This is a genomic window from Pseudomonas sp. Choline-02u-1, assembly GCF_002836515.1.
GTDB lineage: Bacteria > Pseudomonadota > Gammaproteobacteria > Pseudomonadales > Pseudomonadaceae > Aquipseudomonas.
On the sequence record NZ_PJBC01000066.1, the window covers coordinates 58002 to 76221 of the forward strand.

Sequence of the window (18220 nt, forward strand, 5' to 3'; positions counted from 1 at the left end):
CCATCATCAGATCAATCCGCGCTCGAGCAGCGCCTGGTGTGCCGCAAGCGGATCTTCAGCCAGGAACAGATCGGCGGTTTGAGAGGTGCGTGCCGACAGCTCGCTGTGGTGGATATGTACCGTGGGGCCAGCAATCAACGTCGGGCAATTGACGTTCGCCAACAGCTTGGGCAGCTGCGCCAGTTGCATGGCTTTGCTCGAATACAGCAGCACGCCACGGGCTTGCAGATGCTCGACAGTCAGCGCCAGCTCGCCGACCGGCAGCGGCCAGTCGAACACTTGCACCGGGCAATCGGCGCTGCTGATCAGCCACGCGCATAGCCACAGATGCGGCTCCAGCGGCAGGTCGGAATGATTGATCAACAGCAGCGGCGCCGAATGCAGTTGGCGGTTGTTGTGGTAGATGCGTGCACCGAACTTGCTGCGCAGCCAGGAGAAAAAAAACGTCCGCTCCATCTGCGCGCCGAACTGCCCCTGCCAACGCTGTTCGAGCTCGGCCAGCAGCGGCATCAGCAACTGCTCGCACAAGGTCCGTGGCGGGTAGAGAGCGATGGCCTGATTGACGCTGTCGTCCAGCGTGCGCTCATTCAGCGCGGTCACCGCCGACAGCAAAGTCTGACGCAGACGCTGCCAATCGTTTTCCACGGTTTCGGTGAAGGCCTGCGGCGCGTCGAGCAGCGGCTTGACCTGGCTGACCGCCACGCCACGATTGAGCCAGGTAAGGATGGCCATGATCCGCTGCACATGTTCAGCGCTATACAGTCGATGGCCCTTGGGCGTGCGCTGGGGCACCACCAACCCGTAGCGACGTTCCCATGCGCGCAGGGTGATGGCGTTGACGCCGGTCTGCCGCGCGACTTCGCGGATCGGCAACCAGCCTTCGTCGAGGGCTTTCTTGAAGTCGGCGCCGAGGTCTTCCCGGGCGCTGCTGTCGGTTTTATCGTTCATTAGATCGCGTTTCGCAGACTGAGGTTTTCCGGATGCGGCTGCAGGTAAACCTGCTGCGCGATGTACGGGTCCGGATGGAGTCGGAAGTGGTGTTTGAGCAGCGTCAACGGCACCACCAGCGGCACGATGCCTTGGCGGTACTGCCCGATGACTTGCTGCATTTCCTGTTTGTCTTCGGCACTCAGCGATTGTTTCAAATATCCGCTGAGGTGCAGCAGCACGTTGCAATGGGTGCCGCGGGTGGCGCATTTCTTCAGTGCGGCCATCAGTTCGCTGAAGTAGCGCGGACCAAGTTCGGCAGGATCGCTGTCGGCCATGTTGCCGAGCAGTTTGCCCAGGGTTTTGTACTGCAGCGGGTTGTGCGCCATCAGCAGGTATTTGTAGCGCGAGTGGAATTCGGTAAGGGCGCGGCGGCTCAGGCCCTTAGCGAGCACTTGCTGCCAGGCGCTGTAGGCGAGCACGCGGGTAATGAAGTTTTCCCGCAGCACCGGATCGTTGAGGCGCCCGGCTTCTTCCACCGGCAAGTCAGGATGTTGGGCACAGAATGCCTGCGCATAGATGCCACGCCCGCCACCGTTCACCGGGGCGCCGTTGGCGTGATAGACCTTGACCCGTTCCAGCCCGCAGGAGGGCGATTGCTGCATGAAAATGTAGCCGGAAAGATCCTGCTGCTCGCCGGCCATTTTCTCACCGTACTCGGCCAGTGGCCTGGTGACATTGATGGTGCGGTCGACGGTGCCGACGGCCTCGGGTTGCTGCGGGTCGCCTACCAGCCGAATCGGCTCGCGCGGAATGCCCATGCCGATGGCGACCTCAGGGCAGAGCGGGACGAAGTCAAAATATTCCGCGAGGGTACGGCTGCATAGCCGCGATTCCTTGTGCCCACCGTTGTAGCGCACTTCTTCGCCCAACAGGCAGGCGCTGATGGCGATCTTCGGCTTGGACAGGGAAGCAGTAGACATGAGCACCTCGAATCTATACCTGTACAGAGAGTTATCTCTGTACAACTTTTCCTCAGCATAGATCGATGGATGTACAAGTCAAATGATTTGTATAAGTTTTTTGTGCGGCGCCTAATCTTTGGGCAGAAATCTACTTCCAGCCGAGTAACCAGTGCTCGCTATCTTTGAGCACCTGCCAATCCAGCCGCTCGCTGCGCTGGGTGAGTACCGCCTGCAACTCGACCTCCAGCACCGTACCTTCCTCGTCGCGGATCAGTTCGGTGACCAGAAAATGTTTTTCGCGGTTTTGCGGGTGGGCTGCTGTCCACTTCGACAGCAGCAATTTGCGCGGATTGATGCGATTCATTGCAGGTGTTCGTGCAAGCGACGTGCAGCCTCCTGCCCGCTGAGCCAGGCGCCTTCAACTCGGCCGGACAGGCACCAGTCGCCGCACGCGTAAAGGCCCAGATCGACGTCCGCCAGCGTCGTCCATTCATGGCCAATGGCAGGGCGGGCGTAGAGCCAGCGGTGGGCGAGGCTGAAGGTTGGCGCAGGCATGGCGCTGTGCAGCAGCTCGGCGAAGGCGCCGTGCAGATGCTCGATCACTGCTTCCTTGGGCAAGTCGATGTGCTGCCGGCTCCAGGCGCTGGTTGCATGCAGCACCCACGTGTCGAGCGTGGTCTCGCGCCCGGGTTTGCTGCGGTTGCGCGCCAGCCAGTCGAGGGGGCTGTCCTGCACAAAGCAACCTTCGATCGGCGTGTCGAGTGGGGACTCGAAGGCGAGGGCGACGGCCCAGGTCGGCTCCATCTTCACCCCGGCAGCAACGCCGGCGAGTTTCGGCGCGGCGGCGAGCAGCGCGGTGGCTTGCGGTGCCGGCGTGGCGATCACCACATGGCTGAAGGGGCCGTGTGTCCCGCCGTCGGCGTCCTGCAAGTGCCAGTGTTCTTCACCCCGGTAGACCTCGGTGATGCGGCAGGCAAACTGCACGTCCAGGCCATCGAGCAGGCCACGGGTGATGGCGCTCATGCGCGGCGTGCCGACCCAGCGGGTCTGCTCGTCCGGCGACATGTTCAGTTGCCCGCCCTGGAAGGTGTACAGCTGCGGCGTCCACTCGGCGGCCCAGCCCTGGCTCTGCCAGCGCTGCACCTCGGTGACGAAGCGCCGGTCGCGCGCGGTAAAGTATTGAGCGCCCATGTCCAGCGAGCCAGCGTCGCTGCGCTTGCTCGACATGCGCCCGCCGCTGCCACGGCTTTTATCGAACAGTTGAACGGTATGCCCGGTCTCTGTCAGAGCCTGGGCGGCGGAGAGCCCGGCGATGCCGGTGCCGATGATTGCGATAGGTACAGTCATAGGGGCCTCGTTTACCTTTCTGTACAGACTACGCCGTCGATGAAACCTGTACAATTATGTTTTTTGGTATAACTTCTGCCATTCTCGTTTCGTTAGCTTGGCCTATGGTTAAACAATAGAGCCCGCCCGAAGGAAAAGATCCCTGTTTATAAAAATAGACTAGTGATCCGGGTTAAATGCCACGCGAGGAAGATGTCATGCACATATTGCTGACCGGCGGTACTGGTTTGATCGGACGTCAGCTCTGCCGGCACTGGCTGCAACAGGGCCATTGCCTGACGGTGTGGAGTCGCCGCGCAGAAAAAGTCGCGCAGATCTGCGGCGCCCAAGTGCGCGGGATTGCGCGCCTGGAAGACCTCGGCGAAGAGCCGCTGGATGCGATCATCAATCTTGCCGGCGCGCCGATTGCCGATCGCCCCTGGACCCATCGGCGCAAGGCGTTGCTGTGGAGCAGTCGCATCACGCTGACCGAAACCTTGCTGGCGTGGCTGGAGACCCGCGTGCAGAAACCGTCGCTGCTGATTTCCGGCTCGGCGATCGGCTGGTACGGCGACGGTGGCGAGCGCGAGCTGACAGAGGAGTCGCCGCCCGGCATCGACGACTTCGCCAGCCAGTTGTGCATCGCCTGGGAAGAAACCGCGTTGCGTGCCGAAAACCTTGGCATCCGCGTGGTGCTGGTGCGAACCGGTCTGGTGCTGTCGGCCGAGGGCGGCTTTTTATCGCGGCTGTTGCTGCCGTTCAAGCTCGGGCTGGGCGGGCCGTTAGGCAGTGGCCGGCAGTGGATGCCGTGGATTCACATCGACGATCAAATCGCCCTGATTGATTTTCTTCTGCACCGCAATCAGGCGAGCGGTCCATATAATGCCTGCGCGCCGAAACCTGTGCGCAACCGCGAATTTGCCAAGACCCTGGGCAGCGTATTGCACCGCCCAGCGTTCATGCCGATGCCGACCCTGGCGCTGAAAGTCATGCTCGGCGAGCTGTCACTGTTACTGCTCGGCGGCCAGCGCGCCACGCCGGCACGCTTGCTGGAAGCGGGGTTCGCTTTCCGCTTTACGGATTTACGCGCGGCTCTGGATGATCTCTCCAGCCGCCTCTGAAATAGGACGTTGCATGACCGATCACGCTTTGCTTCTGGTCAACCTGGGCTCTCCGGCCTCCACCTCGGTGGCCGATGTGCGCAGCTACCTCAATCAATTTCTGATGGACCCGTACGTGATCGACCTGCCATGGCCGCTGCGGCGGCTGCTGGTGTCGTTGATCCTGATCAAGCGCCCCGAGCAATCGGCGCATGCCTACGCCTCGATCTGGTGGGAGGAGGGCTCGCCGCTGGTGGTGCTCAGCCGCCGGCTGCAGGAACAGATGACCCGGACGTGGAAACACGGCCCGGTGGATCTGGCGATGCGTTATGGCGAGCCGTCGATCGAAACCTGCCTGCTGCGGCTGGTGAAGGCCGGGCACAAGAAGATCACTTTGGCGCCGCTGTATCCGCAGTTTGCCGACAGCACCACCACCACTGTGATCGAAGAAGCGCGGCGCGTGTTGCGCGAGAAGAAACTCGACGTGCAGTTGTCGATCCTGCAACCGTTCTACGATCAGCCGGAATACATCGAAGCACTGGCCGCCAGCGCGCGCCCTCATCTGCAGCAGGATTACGACCATTTGCTGCTGAGCTTTCACGGCTTGCCGGAGCGGCACCTGACCAAGCTCGATCCGAGCGGCAAGCACTGCCTCAAGGGCGCCGATTGCTGCCAGACCGCCTCGCCGGCGGTGTTGGCGACTTGCTATCGCGCGCAGTGTTTCCGTACCGCCGCCGCCTTCGCCCAAACAATGGGCTTGCCGGACGGCCAATGGTCGGTGTCGTTTCAGTCACGCCTGGGCCGGGCGAAGTGGATCGAACCGTACACCGAAGCGCGGCTGGATGAGCTGGCAAAAAGCGGGGTGAAAAAGATTCTGGTGATGTGCCCGGCGTTCGTCGCCGATTGCATCGAGACGCTGGAAGAGATCGGCGATCGCGGCAAGGAACAGTTCCGCGAAGCGGGGGGCGAGGAGTTGGTGCTGGTGCCGTGTCTGAACGACGACGCGCAATGGGCCAAGGCCTTGGCGACCCTCTGCGAACGAGCGCCGCTGGCCCTCTGACAGTCAAAAGCTTCGCGAGCAAGCCCGCTCCCACATTCAAATGCGATTAAATGTGGGAGCGGGCTTGCTCGCGAAGGCTGACTGTCAGGCGCTGAAGATCTGCAAGGGTTAGATCAGCGGCTCATCCGCCTTCTTCTGCTTCCAGCCATCATTGCCCGGCAGGATCAGGTTCAGCGCAATCGCCACCACCGCGCACAGCGCGATGCCTTTGAGGCCGAAGTCGTCCGGGCCGGTGCCGGTGCCGACCAGCACGCCGCCGATACCGAACACCAGCGTCACCGAAACAATCACCAGATTGCGCGCTTCGCCCAGGTCGATCTTGTGGCGGATCAGGGTGTTCATGCCCACCGCCGCAATCGAACCGAACAACAGGCACAGAATCCCGCCCATCACCGGCACCGGAATGCTCTGCAGCAGGGCGCCGAACTTGCCGATGAACGCCAGACTGATGGCAAAGATCGCCGCCCAGGTCATGATTTTCGGGTTGTAGTTCTTGGTCAGCATCACCGCGCCGGTCACTTCGGCGTAGGTGGTATTGGGCGGACCTCCGAACAGGCCAGCGGCGGTGGTGGCGATGCCGTCACCGAGCAGGGTGCGATGCAGGCCCGGCTTCTTCAGATAATCGCGACCGGTCACGCTACCCACAGCAATCACACCACCGATATGCTCGATGGCCGGAGCCAGCGCCACCGGAACGATGAACAGAATCGCCTGCCAGTTGAACTCCGGCGCAGTGAAATGCGGGATCGCAAACCATGGCGCTGCAGCAATCTTCGCGGTATCAACAACGCCGAAATAGAACGCCATACCAAAACCGACCAGCACGCCGGAGATGATCGGCACCAGACGGAAGATGCCTTTGCCGAACACCGCCACGATCAGCGTGGTCAGCAGCGCCGGCATCGAAATCATCATCGCCGTCTGATAATGAATCAGCTCGGTGCCGTCCCCGGCTTTGCCCATTGCCATGTTGGCGGCAATCGGCGCCATGGCCAGGCCGATGGAAATGATCACCGGACCGATCACCACCGGAGGCAGTAATCGGTCAATGAAACCGGTGCCTTTGATCTTCACGGCAAGGCCGAGGAAGGTGTAGACGAAACCGGCCGCCATCACCCCGCCCATGGTCGCGGCGAGGCCGAATTGGCCTTTGGCGAGAATGATCGGTGTGATGAAGGCGAAGCTCGACGCCAGGAAGACCGGCACCTGCCGCCCGGTGACGATCTGGAACAGGATCGTCCCCAGACCCGCGGTGAACAGTGCCACGTTCGGGTCCAGGCCCGTGATCAGTGGCATCAGCACCAACGCGCCGAAAGCCACGAACAGCATCTGCGCGCCGGACAGCACCGTGCGCCAGAGCGGATCGTTGAACTCTTGCTGCATGGTTACGCGTCCTTCTGCTTGGTGCCGAAGATCTTGTCACCGGCGTCGCCAAGCCCAGGGATGATGTAGCCGTGCTCGTTCAGACGTTCATCGATGGACGCGGTATAGATGGTCACATCCGGGTGCGCCTGTTCTACGGCAGCAATGCCTTCCGGCGCGGCCACCAGGACCATGGCGCGGATGTCGCGGCAACCGGCCTTTTTCAGCAGGTCGATGGTCGCAACCATGGAACTGCCGGTGGCGAGCATCGGGTCGATGATCATCGCCAGGCGTTCGTCGATTTCCGGTACCAGTTTTTCAAGGTAGGTGTGCGCTTGCAGGGTTTCTTCGTTGCGGGCAACGCCCACAGCAGAAACCTTGGCACCCGGAATCAGGCTGAGCACGCCTTCGAGCATGCCGATGCCGGCACGCAGGATCGGTACAACGGTGATTTTCTTGCCGGCGATCTTCTCCACCGACACAGTGCCGCACCAGCCGGCAATGTCGTAGGATTCGAGCGGCAAATCTTTTGTAGCTTCATAGGTCAACAGGGCGCCGACTTCCTGAGCGAGCTCGCGGAAATTCTTGGTGCTGATGTCAGCGCGGCGCATCAGGCCGAGTTTATGGCGGATCAGCGGATGGCGGATCTCGAGAATGGGCATGGAAAAACTCCGGCGGCGGGCAAAAAAACCGGCCTAGATTAATCTATCCGAGGGTGATGTCCTATAGGACATACAGTACGTTAGTCCATAAAGGCTTGATTCAGCCGTTGCGGATGCGTACCTTTGCCCGCTTTTCCGAATCCGAAGCCCCCCTGGAGAGCGCCATGTCCGCTGATCTCGAGCATATCCGTCAAATCATGCGAGAGGCTGACTGCCTGTACACCGAATCTGAAGTCGAGGCGGCCATCGCCCGCGTCGGTGCACAAATCAACGAACAACTGGCTGATAGCAATCCGGTGGTGTTCTGCGTGATGAACGGCGGCCTGATCTTCTCCGGCAAACTGCTGACGCATCTGCAATTCCCGCTGGAAGCGTCCTACCTGCACGCGACCCGTTATCGCAACGAAACCAGCGGCGGCGACTTGTTCTGGAAAGCCAAGCCGGAAGTCTCGTTCATCGACCGCGACGTGCTGATCATCGACGACATCCTCGATGAAGGTCATACCTTGGGCGCGATCATCGACTTCTGCAAACACGCCGGCGCACGCAAAGTGCACACCGCCGTGCTGATCGACAAGGACCACGACCGCAAGGCGCGCCCTGACCTGAAAGCCGATTTCGTCGGCCTGCCGTGCATCGACCGCTACATCTTCGGTTATGGCATGGACTACAAAGGCTACTGGCGCAATGCCAACGGGATTTACGCCGTTAAAGGCATGTAATCCAAGCCCCGATCCAATGTGGGAGCGGGCTTGCTCGCGAAAGCGGGGTATCAGTCGACATCCATTTTGAATGTCAGGCCGCCTTCGCGAGCAAGCCCGCTCCCACAGTTGTTTTTGTGTGTGCTGATCCTTCCGCGACACCCATGCTAGAGTGCTCGGCCCCGCCCCGGAGTCCGTCATGCGCCTCTTGTCCCGTAGCCTCGCCGCCCTGTTGCTGTCCCTCAGCCTGCCGCTGTCCGCCGCGCCGATGCACAGTCAATTCCTGCCGCCCGATGATCTGACCGTGCGCGATGCCGAGCCCGAGCAGCAACAACTGATGCAAGTCAGCGAGTACTCGGTGGTGGTGGGTGCGCAACGCCAATCCAATCAGCAGCCGATTCCGGTCACGTCATCCTTGTTGATCCGCCTCAAGGGCAAGTCGCTGAACAAAGGCGCAACCATCAATCAGGTATTGGTGAGTTTCGACGGCGAAAGCAAAAGCCTGAAAAAGCCGGCCTACGACGACAAGAGCAAAACCCTGACGCTGTTCTACCCACTGGCGCAATACCGCGTGGTGATGGATCTGCTGCGCAACGACACGGTGTATGTGCAGTTCCTCAGTTACGCCAACGGCCACATCTGGGCCGATTTGCACACCGGGGCGATTCGTCCGCGTTGAGCCGGGCGACCGGGCAGGGGTAAACTGCCCGCCCCGTGTCATGTCTGCAAGCTGGAGTCGGCAATGCGTAAAGATAAGAAACAAGTGATTGGTGACGAGATCGGCGATGAGCAGATCAAGCTGTTCCTCGATTTTGAGCCGGTCGACGCCACTTCGCCGTCGCTGCACAAACTGATCAAGGCCTATCGCGGTTTGCGCATCGACGACTTCGAACGTTTTCTGGGGTTCTTCGTCGCGGCCGGTTTTGACGTCGATGGCAAGGACGAGCAGGGCAAGACCTTCGTCGAGCTGATCAAGGATCAGCGTAATGCCGCCGACTACATCGAGCTGATCGACAAGGCTCGCGGCTAGGATCAAAAGCAAGATCAAAAGATCGCAGCGTTCCGCAGCTCCTACACGGGATCGATGTACACCCTGTAGGAGCTGCGGAACGCTGCGATCTTTTGCTTCTCACAGGCAAAAAAAACGCCCCGAACGGGGCGTTTTTTATGCAGCGAGATCAAGCGAAGCTTGGCGTCTCGCTGCTTTCCTCAACCAGCTCCAGGGCGATGTTGTTCTGCGTGTTGATCTTGCGATACAGCGCAGCATCGGTTTCCAGAACCTTTTCCCGGGCCGGGAAGATTTCCGCCAGTTTGGCCGCCCATTCGCCGGACGCCTTGCCCGGGAAGCACTTCTCGATCAGCTCGAGCATGATCGAAACGGTCACCGACGCGCCAGGCGATGCGCCGAGCAGGGCGGCGAGAGAGCCGTCTTTGGCGGCGACCAGTTCGGTACCGAACTGCAGAATTCCGCCCTTTTTCGGGTCCTTCTTGATGATCTGCACCCGTTGGCCGGCCACTTCCAGGCGCCAGTCTTCGGCTTTTGCCTGCGGGTAGAAACGGCGCAGGGAATCCAGGCGCTGCTCCATCGATTGCATCACTTCGCTGACCAGGTACTTGGTCAGGTCCATGTTGTTTTTCGCCACCGCCAGCATCGGCCCGATGTTGCCGGCACGCACCGACATTGGCAGGTCCATGAAGGAGCCGTGCTTGAGGAACTTGGTGGTGAAACCGGCGTATGGCCCGAACAGCAGGGATTTCTTGCCATCGACCACGCGGGTGTCAAGGTGCGGCACCGACATGGGTGGCGAACCTACGGCGGCCTGGCTGTAGACCTTGGCCTGGTGCTGTTTGACCACTTCCGGGTTATCGCAACGCAGCCACTGGCCACTGATCGGGAAGCCGCCGAAGCCTTTGCTTTCTTCGATGCCTGAAGCCTGCAGCAACGGCAGCGCCGCGCCACCGGCGCCGAGGAAGACGAATTTGGCGTCGACTTCGCGTGTGTTGCCGTTGTTGACGTCCTTGATGCTGACGGTCCAGCCGGCGCCGTTACGCTTGAGGCCCGTCACGCGCTTGCAGTATTTGACTTGGGTATCCGGAGCGCTGGTCAGGTGCTTGAGCAACTGATTGGTCAGGGCGCCGAAGTTGACGTCGGTGCCGTTCATCACGCGGGTGGCGGCGAGGACTTCGTCGGGCGAACGGCCCGGCATCATCAGCGGCATCCACTCGGCCATCTTGCCTTTGTCTTCGGTGTATTCCATGTCGGCAAACGCGTGGTGTCTGCTCAGGACATTGAAGCGTTCCTTGAGGAATGACACACCGCTGTCGCCCTGAACGAAACTCAGGTGCGGCACCGGGCTGATGAATGATTTGCACGAGCCGAACGTGCCTTTCTTGGTCAGGTACGACCAGAACTGCTTCGACACCTCGAACTGAGTGTTGATGTGCACGGCTTTCTTGATGTCGACGCTGCCGTCGGCGGCCTGCGGCGTGTAGTTCAGCTCGCACAGACCGGCATGGCCGGTACCGGCGTTGTTCCATGGGTTGGAACTCTCGGCAGCACCGGAATCCATCAGCTCGACGACTTCCAGCTTGATCGCGGGGTCGAGCTCTTTGAGCAGTACGGCCAGGGTGGCACTCATGATGCCGGCCCCTACCAGAACTACGTCGACTGCTTCGTTATGCGCCATTTAACGCGTCTCCCAAATCTGCAGCACCAAATTGTCGGCATGGCTGCCAGGCGTTCCAGGGCAGGTCAGTGGGCCCGGGCTATCCGTGGTCAGGTTGGCCATGTCCGAATCTTCGCAATTTTTCGCAACTTCGACGGATGCGTGCGGCCTGGTTTCAAGCGTTCAATGAACGCATTTTCACACAGGGCTGGCAATTCGACTTATGGCCGAGACATCCGTTTTCGTGCAACCAAATCCGTAGCGGACAGGCTTCAGGCTCCGGTATTCGAGGTATACCCGGTCCTGTGTCGTTGGGCTGTTTCAGACGCCAATGGTGCATGTTCAGACGCAAAACTATTCATTTGCTCGCCACACTCTTGTGAAGTTGTGAAAACCCGTTTTTTTCACGCTCTTTTGAAGACGTGAACCTCAAAAAGGGCTGCCTTGGCCTGGCACCTGCCCGCTAGGGCAAAACAACGCGGTGGCCGAGCGAATGACAGCTCTGCAGATTCGCGAAAAGCGGGTTTTTGCCGGAAGAACAGGCAAGCGCGCCAACTTCACTCGATCTGTGTGGGCGGCTCTCTGTGGGCGATTTTGATGTCAATGCGTGCGCATTGACGCTGTTGCGGGGCCCGATCAGGAGACGTCCTTATAATCGGGGGGAGATTGTAGCGAAGAAATGCGCGCAGTTGCTCGTGTTTAATGACTTTTATTAGGCATCCGGTCAGATGCTCAACTGCACCTGGCCCCGTGCGCGCATTTGTCGCGGTACGACGCGGGCGCTGGCGGGCAGCGGCTGGTTCAACCAGGTCAGGCGAATTTCCTCGATTTCCACCCAGCCGTCACCCATCGGTTGCAGGCTGCACTGCTTGAAGGCCTGGCAATGACCGTTGCGGTCGAGCAGGGCAAAGCTGCGGTGCAGCGGGCGTGGGGCGAACAGCGAGATCAGATAACGCATGGCAGAGTTCCTTGAAGGAGGACTGCTGTGAAGAATGCCGGCGAGGCGTGACGCGGCGGTGTATGGACGATGAAGAATGTGTGACAGGAACCGCTTTGGGCGGGGTTTGTCTGACATTTCAGTATTCACTGTGCGGCGCTGGTTACGCGCCGTGGCCCACCGCTATACTGCCGGCCTGTTTGTGCCTGATTCTGGAGAGAAGAGCATGTTGCAACGCCTGTTGTTCGGTTTGATCACTGTCGCCGGTTTGACCCTGGCCGGCTGCGCCCACAGCCCGCAACAACTGAATCCGGAGCCGAAGCTGACCACGCAACTGCCAGCGGTAGGTCGTGGCCAACCTGTGGTGGTGCGTGTGGTCGACGGTCGTCCGTCGCCAACCCTGGGCACCCGTGGCGGTCTGTATCCGGAAACCAGCGCCATCACTGTGCAGCGCGAGCAGATCCTGCCCAAGCTGCAGGCCCAGGCCGAAGCCGCCGTGCGTCTGCTCGGCTTCACCCCGACCACCAGCGCACCCAACGCGCCGCAGCTGACCGTGACCCTGGCCGAGCTGAAGTACCAGTCGCCGAAAGAGGGCATGTACGTGACCGAAGCCACCATCGGCGCAACCTTCCGCTCCGACGTGCAGAACGCCAACCGCCGCTACAGCGGGCGCTACGGTGCTTCGCTGGACCAGCGCTTCGGCATGGCGCCTAATCAGGAGACCAATACCAAACTGGTCAGCGACGTGTTGAGCGATGCGTTGACGCGTCTGTTCAAGGACCCGACGGTGGGTCAGGTTCTTGCTGAGTAAGCTTTTCGGCAGAGGCAAAAAAGCCCGGGGCCAGTAATGGCCCCGGGCTTTTTCATGCAGATCGATTCCCTGTAGGAGCTGCCGAAGGCTGCGATCTTTTGATCTTAAAACCAACATCAAAAGATCGCAGCCTTCGGCAGCTCCTACACGGGGAGTTTCATTCAGGCAGCCTGCGAATAAAAATCGAGCACGCTCACTCCGGTCAGCAAATCGGTCTCGGGCAGGTCCGCATGCTGATGCCCGCCCAGTGCGCAGTACACCAGCCAGTGCCGATCCTGCACGTTGAAGGCAAGGCCGCCGACCAGGCTTTGCTGGTCGTCGTAAGGAGTAATGAGATAAAGGCGATCCTGGTTTTCCGCGTGCAGCATGTCGCATTCCATTCGGGTTTCGAGGCGCGCAGGGTGAAGCATCCACGTGACGATGCCATGACACAGGGCAGCCATCGGTCGATTGTCGGGTTATTTGTCGCAAAGGCTGGGGCAGGGCGCTAGGGTTTGGGTAGAATCCGCGCCGCGGTCGTCGATCTGGCGTCTGCCATACCGGTTTAGTTCGAGGTCTGTGATGTCGCTGCACTTGATGACGCTGTTTACCGCCCATCCCGCCAAGTTGATCAACCTGCTGGCCTTGCTTCTGGCCTTTCCAGGCAGTTGGCTGCTGCACGCAACCCGCCGCCGCGAGCAACGCGCGCAGGCCAGTCTCGCTGCCCAGCGCCAGGCGCAGCCGAATGCCGAGCCGATCCTTGATTGGGCGACGTTGCGCATGAACCGGTTTTTCTATCGTTTTGGTTTTGCCTGTTTAGGCCTGGCTCTGCTGGTCTCCTGGATCAGCACACGCTTCTGACCCGCTTACGCATAAAAAACGGCGCCCGTTGGCGCCGTTTTTGCGTTTGCCGGAAACCGCTTACAACGGCAACCCAGCCTTGACCCGATACTGATTGCGCACCGGCGTCGCATATTGCAGCACCAGATACGGACGATGCTCGGCGGGGCAGGCATCCAGTCGGCTCTGCCACTCATCCTGCGCCTTGGCCAGTTCGTCAGCCGGGAACACCTCAGCTGCCTTCGGCACATTCAATTGCGGATCGGCATCGGCCCACTGCGCGTACGCCAGGTAATGCACCGGGAACAACCGGTAGCCGCCGAGAATCTGCTTGTCCATCTCGATCGCCAGTTGCTTGGTGTCTTCGAACACCTCGGTAATCGGCGCGGCAAAGTTTACGTGCACCCGGCCCTTGTAGCCGGTGATGCCCTTGGCAATGCTCACGTCATCCTCGCCCGGCGCCTTGGCGTAGGTGCCGGTGGTAGCGCGGATGTACAGTTCGCGGGCCTTGGCCTGGTCGCACGGGTCGTACTCATAACTGATCGACACCGGGGTGACGTTGAGCGAGCGGATCACTTCGCCGAACGGCTCGTCCTTGCGGCTCATGTGGAACATCTTGAGGATCGCCGACTCGGTGCGGTCGTCGCCATCCTTCGCCCGACCTTCAGCCTGCGCGATCCAGATCGAGGCGCAATCGTTGCGGATCGAGTGGTTGATGTACGCCGACAACAGTTGATACGCCGCCATTTTCTCGCGACGGCCGGTGATCGAGCGATGCACGATGAAACTCTTGTTCAAGCGCATCAGGTCGCTGACAAACGGCTTTTGCAGCAGGTTGTCGCCAATCGCGATGCGCGGCGTCGGCAGGCCGGCGTGGTACACGGCGTAGTTGACGAAGGCCGGGTCCATCACGATATCGCGGTGGTTGGCGATGAACAGGTAGGCGCTGCCGGACTTGAATTGCTCGACACCGGTATACGTCACACCGTCGGTGGCGCGTTCGATGGTGTGGTCGACGTAGAACTCGACTTTGTCCTGTAAGGTAGCCACGGAATTCACGTCGGCAAACTCACGACGCAGCCGATGGGCTATAAGAGGTTTGAGCATCCAGCCGAAGGCACCGGCAAAACGCGGGAAGCGGAAGTGGGTGAGGATATCTAGAAACGCCTTGTCGCCGAGCAGCCTTGCCAGTACCGCAGGTACTTCGCTGTCGTCGTAAGGTCGGATGGCATCGAATTCGCCCATCATGCTCTCTTGTTGGAAACGGCTAGGGTAAGTAAAGGGTTTGATCGAAAACCCGCGGGGCGCGGTCTGAAAGTAGCCAGACAAAAATAGCCCTGCAAATAGACCGGCGATTATACGCACAAGTCACTGGGGAGACCGCGATGCTGGAAAATGCAGTGTATGAATGTCCTTATTGCGGTGAAGAAGTCGAGACCACGCTGGATCTGTCCGGCGGCGACCAAACGTACATCGAAGACTGCCAGGTGTGCTGTCGTCCGATCACCTTTGTCCTGCAGGTACATGAAGACGAGTGGCATCTGGAAGTCTTCAGCGAAAACGAATGAGGGGCCGCGTATGCAGCGCATCTACGAACCGGCGAACCTGATGGAAGGCGAAATGCTCAAGGGCATGCTTGCCAATGAAGGTATCGAGGCGCACCTGATCGGCCGTGATCTGGTGGGCGGTGCCGGTGAATTGCCGATCTTCGGACTGCTCTGGCTGTCGGTTGAGAACGATCAGGCCGAATACGCCCGCGAGCTGATCACCGCGTACAATGCCGCGCTGCCGCTGCCCGGCGACGAACCGGAAAGCTTCCCCGGGACGCTGGTCTGTTAGGCTGACGTTGGTTTTATCAAGAGTCGTGTTGCCCCATGTGTGGACGTTATGCCCTGTTTCGCTGGAACCGCGACTTCGCGGCCCTGCCAGGTTTTCCCGCCGATCAGCAGGCGCAGTGGAACATTTCCCCCAATGATTCGGTGTTGATGCTGCGTGCCGACGAAGCCGGCGGGCGCACGTTGGCGCGTGCGCGCTGGGGGCTGACGCCGCCGTGGCTGACCGATCTGTCGAAGACCCCGGCTCATGCCCGCGCCGAAACCGTGGCTGAACAGCCAATGTTTCGTGAGGCCTTGCGTCTGCGCCGCTGCCTGCTGCCGGCCAACGGTTTTTACGAATGGCGTGGCACCCAGCGCAAACGCCCCTATTGGCTGACGCCGGGGGAGGGCTCGTCGCTGTTTTTCGCGGCGATCTGGGAAGCGTATCCGGTGCAGGAGCAGGTCTGGCTGAGCGCGGCGGTGATCACTCAGTCGGCGGCGAGTCAGCGGCGGCCGTTGATTCTCGATGAAGCGGGGCAGGCTGCCTGGCTTGATCCCGAAACGCCGCTGCATGTGTTGCAGGGATTGCTCGCCAGTGAACCGGCGGCGCTGCGCGAGCGGGTGCTGGCGAATCTGGTGAATGATCCGAAGTTGAATGGGCCGGAGTGTCTCACCCCGGCGTGATGTAAAAAGCGAAAAGATCGCAGCCTTCGGCAGCTCCTACAGGAAAATGCACATCCCGATGCAGGAGCTGCCGAAGGCTGCGATCTTTTGATCTTGCCCCTAGACCTTGAACTGATTGATCAACCGCCGCTGCTGCTCGGCCAGTTTGGTCAAACCGGCGCTCGCCGAACTCGACTCATCCGCACCGCCTGCCACTTCATTGGCCACCTGACCTATATTGATCACGTTGCGGTTGATGTCATCGGCCACTGCGCTCTGCTCTTCCGCCGCACTGGCAATCTGCGTGTTCATGTCGTTGATCACTGATACCGCCTGCGTGATCGTCTCCAGCGCCTCGGCCGCTTTCGCCGCGTGTTGCACGCTTTCGTCGGTGCGGTTCTGGCTATCTTCCATTACCCGAACCACGTCGCGGGTGCCCTGTTGCAACTGTTGGATCATCGTCTGGATTTCTTCAGTGGCTTTCTGGGTTTTCTGCGCCAGATTGCGCACTTCGTCAGCGACCACGGCAAACCCGCGACCCTGCTCGCCGGCCCGTGCTGCTTCGATCGCCGCGTTGAGCGCGAGCAGGTTGGTCTGTTCGGCGATGCCGCGAATGGCAGTGAGGATGGCGTTGATGTTTTCGCTGTCCTTGGCCAGCGTCTGCACCACGTCGACAGCCTTGCCGATTTCCACTGCCAGCACGCCAATCGAATTCGACGTGTCGCGCACGATCTGCATGCCCTGGCTGGCGGCCTGATCGGCGTGGCTGGCGGCTTGTGCGGCCTGGGTGGCGTTGCGCGCAACGTCCTGGGCGGTGGCGGTCATCTCCTGCACGGCGGTCGCGACTTGATCGATTTCGGCCATTTGTTTCTGCACGCCGATGTTGGTGCGGATGGCAATGTCTGCAGTGTGTTCCGAGGAATCGCTGACGCTCTGCACCGAGGTCACCACCTGGGTGATCATGGCCTGCAACTTGGCGAGGAAGGTGTTGAAGCCTTTGGCAATCGAGCCCAGTTCATCGCTGCGGTCACTGCTCAAGCGACGGGTCAGGTCACCTTCGCCCTGAGCGATGTCATCGAGCATGGCGACCATTTGCTTGAGTGGCCGCGCGATGCCATGTCCGACCAGCCAGATCACCAGCAGGCCGAGACCGGCGATGATCAGGCCGACCATCGCCATGCCGAAGGTGTCGGATTTACGCTGCGCATCGAGGTCGGCCTGCAGGTTTTGCAGATCGGCCATGACGGCGTTGAGCGGCAATTGCAGCATCAGCGTCCAGCGCGCGTCGGTCTGGCCGATGCCGAACGGCAGGTACAACTCGATACGGCCCTTGGCCTGATTGACCGAGTAGGTGACCTCATCGCGCTTGAGATTGGCGAGGTTGCTGGCCTGTTCGGCATCGAGGATGTCGCTGACTTTTTCACCGAATTTGCTCGAGTCCCTGGTGTAGGCAACGATTCGCCCGTTGCCGCCGACCAGAGCCATTTCACCGGCGCCGCTGTAAAGCTTCTGATTGGCGGCGAGGAGCATGTCCTGAATGAAGTTCACCGAAAGGTCGGCACCGACAATGCCCTGGAACGCGCCGTTGACCATGATCGGTTCAATGAACGAGGCGAGCATGACGATCTTGTCGCCGACTTTGTACGGTGCCGGGTCGATCACGCAGGGTTTCTTGGTTTCTTTCGAGCACAGGTAGTACTCGCTGGCGCGCACCCCGGTAGAGAGGGTTTTCTGGTCGTCGACATCGGCCAGTTTGTCCACGCCCAGGCTGCCGTCGGTATTGCGAAACCACCACGGTAGAAAGCGGCCGTTGGCGGGATCGATGCCGACCACAGAGCTGCCAACGTAGGCCGCGTCGTTGTGGTCCAGTGCGTTTTTTTCCCAGCCGATGTAGGTGCCGAGAATTTTCGGGTTCTTCTCGACGTTTTCCTTGATCAGGCTGATCAGCTGCTCGCGGCTGACGCTCAGGCGCGGCTGGCCATCGGCGCCGGTTGTACCGAGCAGAGCGTTGACGCGCACCAGGCCGCCGGCGATCAGCAGCGGCGCTTCGAGCTCGCGCTGGATCTGGCTGACCTGGGTCTGCGCCAGCGAAGTCAGGCGCTGTTCAATGACTTGCTCGAACTGCGCCTGGGTGCGCTGTTGCACCATTTCTTGAGTGCGGCTGCCGGAGAACAACGCGTACAGCACCAGCGCCGCAACCACGCTGAGAACGATGGCGCCGGCCAGGGCGGCGACGGAAAACTGGATCGACTTGAACTTCATGGGAGCTCCGCACGCAAGAGGACAATCTGCGAGGGATTTATCGGCGGGGTGAGCGTGGCCATGAGAGACGTTGGTCGGAATCGCCGCGCGATGTCGCTGATGGATCGGTGCGCGGCGGATTCAATGCGCGTTGAGGAATTTCCAG

21 protein-coding genes and 1 pseudogene are annotated in these 18220 nt (G+C 60.5%); 10 read left to right on the forward strand and 12 right to left on the reverse strand.

Annotated elements, in window-relative coordinates:
* Positions 1 to 6: 6 nt before the first annotated feature.
* The 4 genes from CXF97_RS24945 to CXF97_RS24960 form a co-directional block, all read right to left on the reverse strand.
* A complete protein-coding gene (locus CXF97_RS24945; RefSeq protein WP_101161913.1) occupies positions 7 to 948 on the reverse strand; it encodes a MerR family transcriptional regulator in 942 nt (313 codons plus the stop codon).
* On the reverse strand, positions 948 to 1910 hold the full coding sequence (locus tag CXF97_RS24950) for a DUF523 and DUF1722 domain-containing protein (RefSeq protein ID WP_101161914.1): 963 nt from the start codon (positions 1908 to 1910) through the stop codon (positions 948 to 950). The genes CXF97_RS24945 and CXF97_RS24950 overlap by 1 nt, the downstream gene beginning before the upstream one ends.
* Positions 1911 to 2040: 130 nt before the next feature.
* Positions 2041 to 2256, reverse strand: a complete 216-nt coding sequence (locus tag CXF97_RS24955) for a TIGR02450 family Trp-rich protein (protein ID WP_076564097.1) — start codon at positions 2254 to 2256, stop codon at positions 2041 to 2043.
* Positions 2253 to 3239, reverse strand: a complete 987-nt coding sequence (locus CXF97_RS24960) for an NAD(P)/FAD-dependent oxidoreductase (RefSeq protein WP_101161915.1) — start codon at positions 3237 to 3239, stop codon at positions 2253 to 2255. Before CXF97_RS24960 ends, CXF97_RS24955 begins: the two co-directional genes overlap by 4 nt.
* Positions 3240 to 3436: 197 nt before the next feature.
* Between CXF97_RS24960 and CXF97_RS24965 the strand changes: the two genes are divergently transcribed.
* Together CXF97_RS24965 and hemH are read left to right on the forward strand one after the other, a co-directional pair.
* Positions 3437 to 4339, forward strand: a complete 903-nt coding sequence (locus CXF97_RS24965) for a TIGR01777 family oxidoreductase (RefSeq protein WP_101161917.1) — start codon at positions 3437 to 3439, stop codon at positions 4337 to 4339.
* 13 nt (positions 4340 to 4352) lie between these two features.
* Positions 4353 to 5378, forward strand: coding sequence for a ferrochelatase (gene hemH / locus CXF97_RS24970; protein ID WP_101161918.1), 1026 nt, complete (start codon positions 4353 to 4355; stop codon positions 5376 to 5378).
* Between the two features lie 108 nt (positions 5379 to 5486).
* On the opposite strand, the gene CXF97_RS24975 is transcribed toward hemH, so the two are convergent.
* Together CXF97_RS24975 and upp are read right to left on the reverse strand one after the other, a co-directional pair.
* Positions 5487 to 6761, reverse strand: a complete 1275-nt coding sequence (locus tag CXF97_RS24975) for a uracil-xanthine permease family protein (RefSeq protein WP_101161919.1) — start codon at positions 6759 to 6761, stop codon at positions 5487 to 5489.
* A 2-nt stretch (positions 6762 to 6763) separates the two neighbouring features.
* Positions 6764 to 7402 carry a uracil phosphoribosyltransferase gene (gene upp, locus CXF97_RS24980; protein ID WP_024014279.1) on the reverse strand — a complete coding sequence of 213 codons (639 nt, stop codon included), beginning with the start codon at positions 7400 to 7402 and terminating at the stop codon, positions 6764 to 6766.
* A 164-nt stretch (positions 7403 to 7566) separates the two neighbouring features.
* Here upp and CXF97_RS24985 point away from each other — a divergent pair, with 164 nt between their 5' ends.
* From CXF97_RS24985 to CXF97_RS24995, 3 genes are all read left to right on the forward strand, one after another.
* Complete coding sequence (locus CXF97_RS24985; RefSeq protein ID WP_016773231.1) at positions 7567 to 8124, forward strand: hypoxanthine-guanine phosphoribosyltransferase; 558 nt, start codon at positions 7567 to 7569, stop codon at positions 8122 to 8124.
* A 178-nt stretch (positions 8125 to 8302) separates the two neighbouring features.
* The gene (locus tag CXF97_RS24990) at positions 8303 to 8782 is read left to right on the forward strand and encodes a hypothetical protein (RefSeq protein ID WP_101161920.1); all 480 of its coding nucleotides are present in this window, start codon (positions 8303 to 8305) and stop codon (positions 8780 to 8782) included.
* 63 nt (positions 8783 to 8845) lie between these two features.
* Positions 8846 to 9133, forward strand: coding sequence for a PA4642 family protein (locus CXF97_RS24995; protein WP_101161921.1), 288 nt, complete (start codon positions 8846 to 8848; stop codon positions 9131 to 9133).
* 148 nt (positions 9134 to 9281) lie between these two features.
* Here CXF97_RS24995 and mqo read toward each other — a convergent pair whose 3' ends face one another.
* Together mqo and CXF97_RS25005 are read right to left on the reverse strand one after the other, a co-directional pair.
* On the reverse strand, positions 9282 to 10790 hold the full coding sequence (mqo, locus tag CXF97_RS25000; RefSeq protein WP_101161922.1) for a malate dehydrogenase (quinone): 1509 nt from the start codon (positions 10788 to 10790) through the stop codon (positions 9282 to 9284).
* Between the two features lie 703 nt (positions 10791 to 11493).
* Positions 11494 to 11727, reverse strand: a complete 234-nt coding sequence (locus tag CXF97_RS25005) for a hypothetical protein (protein ID WP_039761314.1) — start codon at positions 11725 to 11727, stop codon at positions 11494 to 11496.
* Between the two features lie 205 nt (positions 11728 to 11932).
* On the opposite strand from CXF97_RS25005, the gene CXF97_RS25010 reads away from it, so the two are divergent.
* A complete protein-coding gene (locus tag CXF97_RS25010) occupies positions 11933 to 12517 on the forward strand; it encodes a YajG family lipoprotein (RefSeq protein ID WP_042609724.1) in 585 nt (194 codons plus the stop codon).
* A gap of 161 nt (positions 12518 to 12678) precedes the next feature.
* Here CXF97_RS25010 and CXF97_RS25015 read toward each other — a convergent pair whose 3' ends face one another.
* Positions 12679 to 12885, reverse strand: coding sequence for a hypothetical protein (locus CXF97_RS25015; protein ID WP_101161924.1), 207 nt, complete (start codon positions 12883 to 12885; stop codon positions 12679 to 12681).
* 193 nt (positions 12886 to 13078) lie between these two features.
* Between CXF97_RS25015 and CXF97_RS25020 the strand changes: the two genes are divergently transcribed.
* Positions 13079 to 13357 (forward strand): hypothetical protein, encoded by a 279-nt coding sequence (locus tag CXF97_RS25020; RefSeq protein WP_101161925.1) that lies wholly within the window; start codon positions 13079 to 13081, stop codon positions 13355 to 13357.
* A gap of 60 nt (positions 13358 to 13417) precedes the next feature.
* Here the strand turns inward: CXF97_RS25020 and CXF97_RS25025 are convergent, their stop codons facing one another.
* Complete coding sequence (locus CXF97_RS25025) at positions 13418 to 14581, reverse strand: 1-acyl-sn-glycerol-3-phosphate acyltransferase (RefSeq protein ID WP_174823868.1); 1164 nt, start codon at positions 14579 to 14581, stop codon at positions 13418 to 13420.
* Positions 14582 to 14721: 140 nt separating this feature from the next.
* Between CXF97_RS25025 and CXF97_RS25030 the strand changes: the two genes are divergently transcribed.
* The 3 genes from CXF97_RS25030 to CXF97_RS25040 are packed head-to-tail and all read left to right on the forward strand — an operon-like array spanning position 14722 to position 15834.
* Positions 14722 to 14904, forward strand: coding sequence for a CPXCG motif-containing cysteine-rich protein (locus CXF97_RS25030; protein ID WP_101161926.1), 183 nt, complete (start codon positions 14722 to 14724; stop codon positions 14902 to 14904).
* A gap of 10 nt (positions 14905 to 14914) precedes the next feature.
* Positions 14915 to 15175, forward strand: coding sequence for a putative signal transducing protein (locus tag CXF97_RS25035; protein ID WP_101161927.1), 261 nt, complete (start codon positions 14915 to 14917; stop codon positions 15173 to 15175).
* A 35-nt stretch (positions 15176 to 15210) separates the two neighbouring features.
* Entirely contained in the window at positions 15211 to 15834 is a 624-nt protein-coding gene (locus CXF97_RS25040; RefSeq protein ID WP_101161928.1) for an SOS response-associated peptidase, read from the forward strand.
* Between the two features lie 99 nt (positions 15835 to 15933).
* On the opposite strand, the gene CXF97_RS28840 is transcribed toward CXF97_RS25040, so the two are convergent.
* The gene (locus tag CXF97_RS28840; RefSeq protein WP_371918396.1) at positions 15934 to 16776 is read right to left on the reverse strand and encodes a methyl-accepting chemotaxis protein; all 843 of its coding nucleotides are present in this window, start codon (positions 16774 to 16776) and stop codon (positions 15934 to 15936) included.
* A gap of 12 nt (positions 16777 to 16788) precedes the next feature.
* Positions 16789 to 18075, reverse strand: a pseudogene (locus CXF97_RS28845) (HAMP domain-containing protein); the annotation flags it as partial.
* Positions 18076 to 18220: the final 145 nt, after the last annotated feature.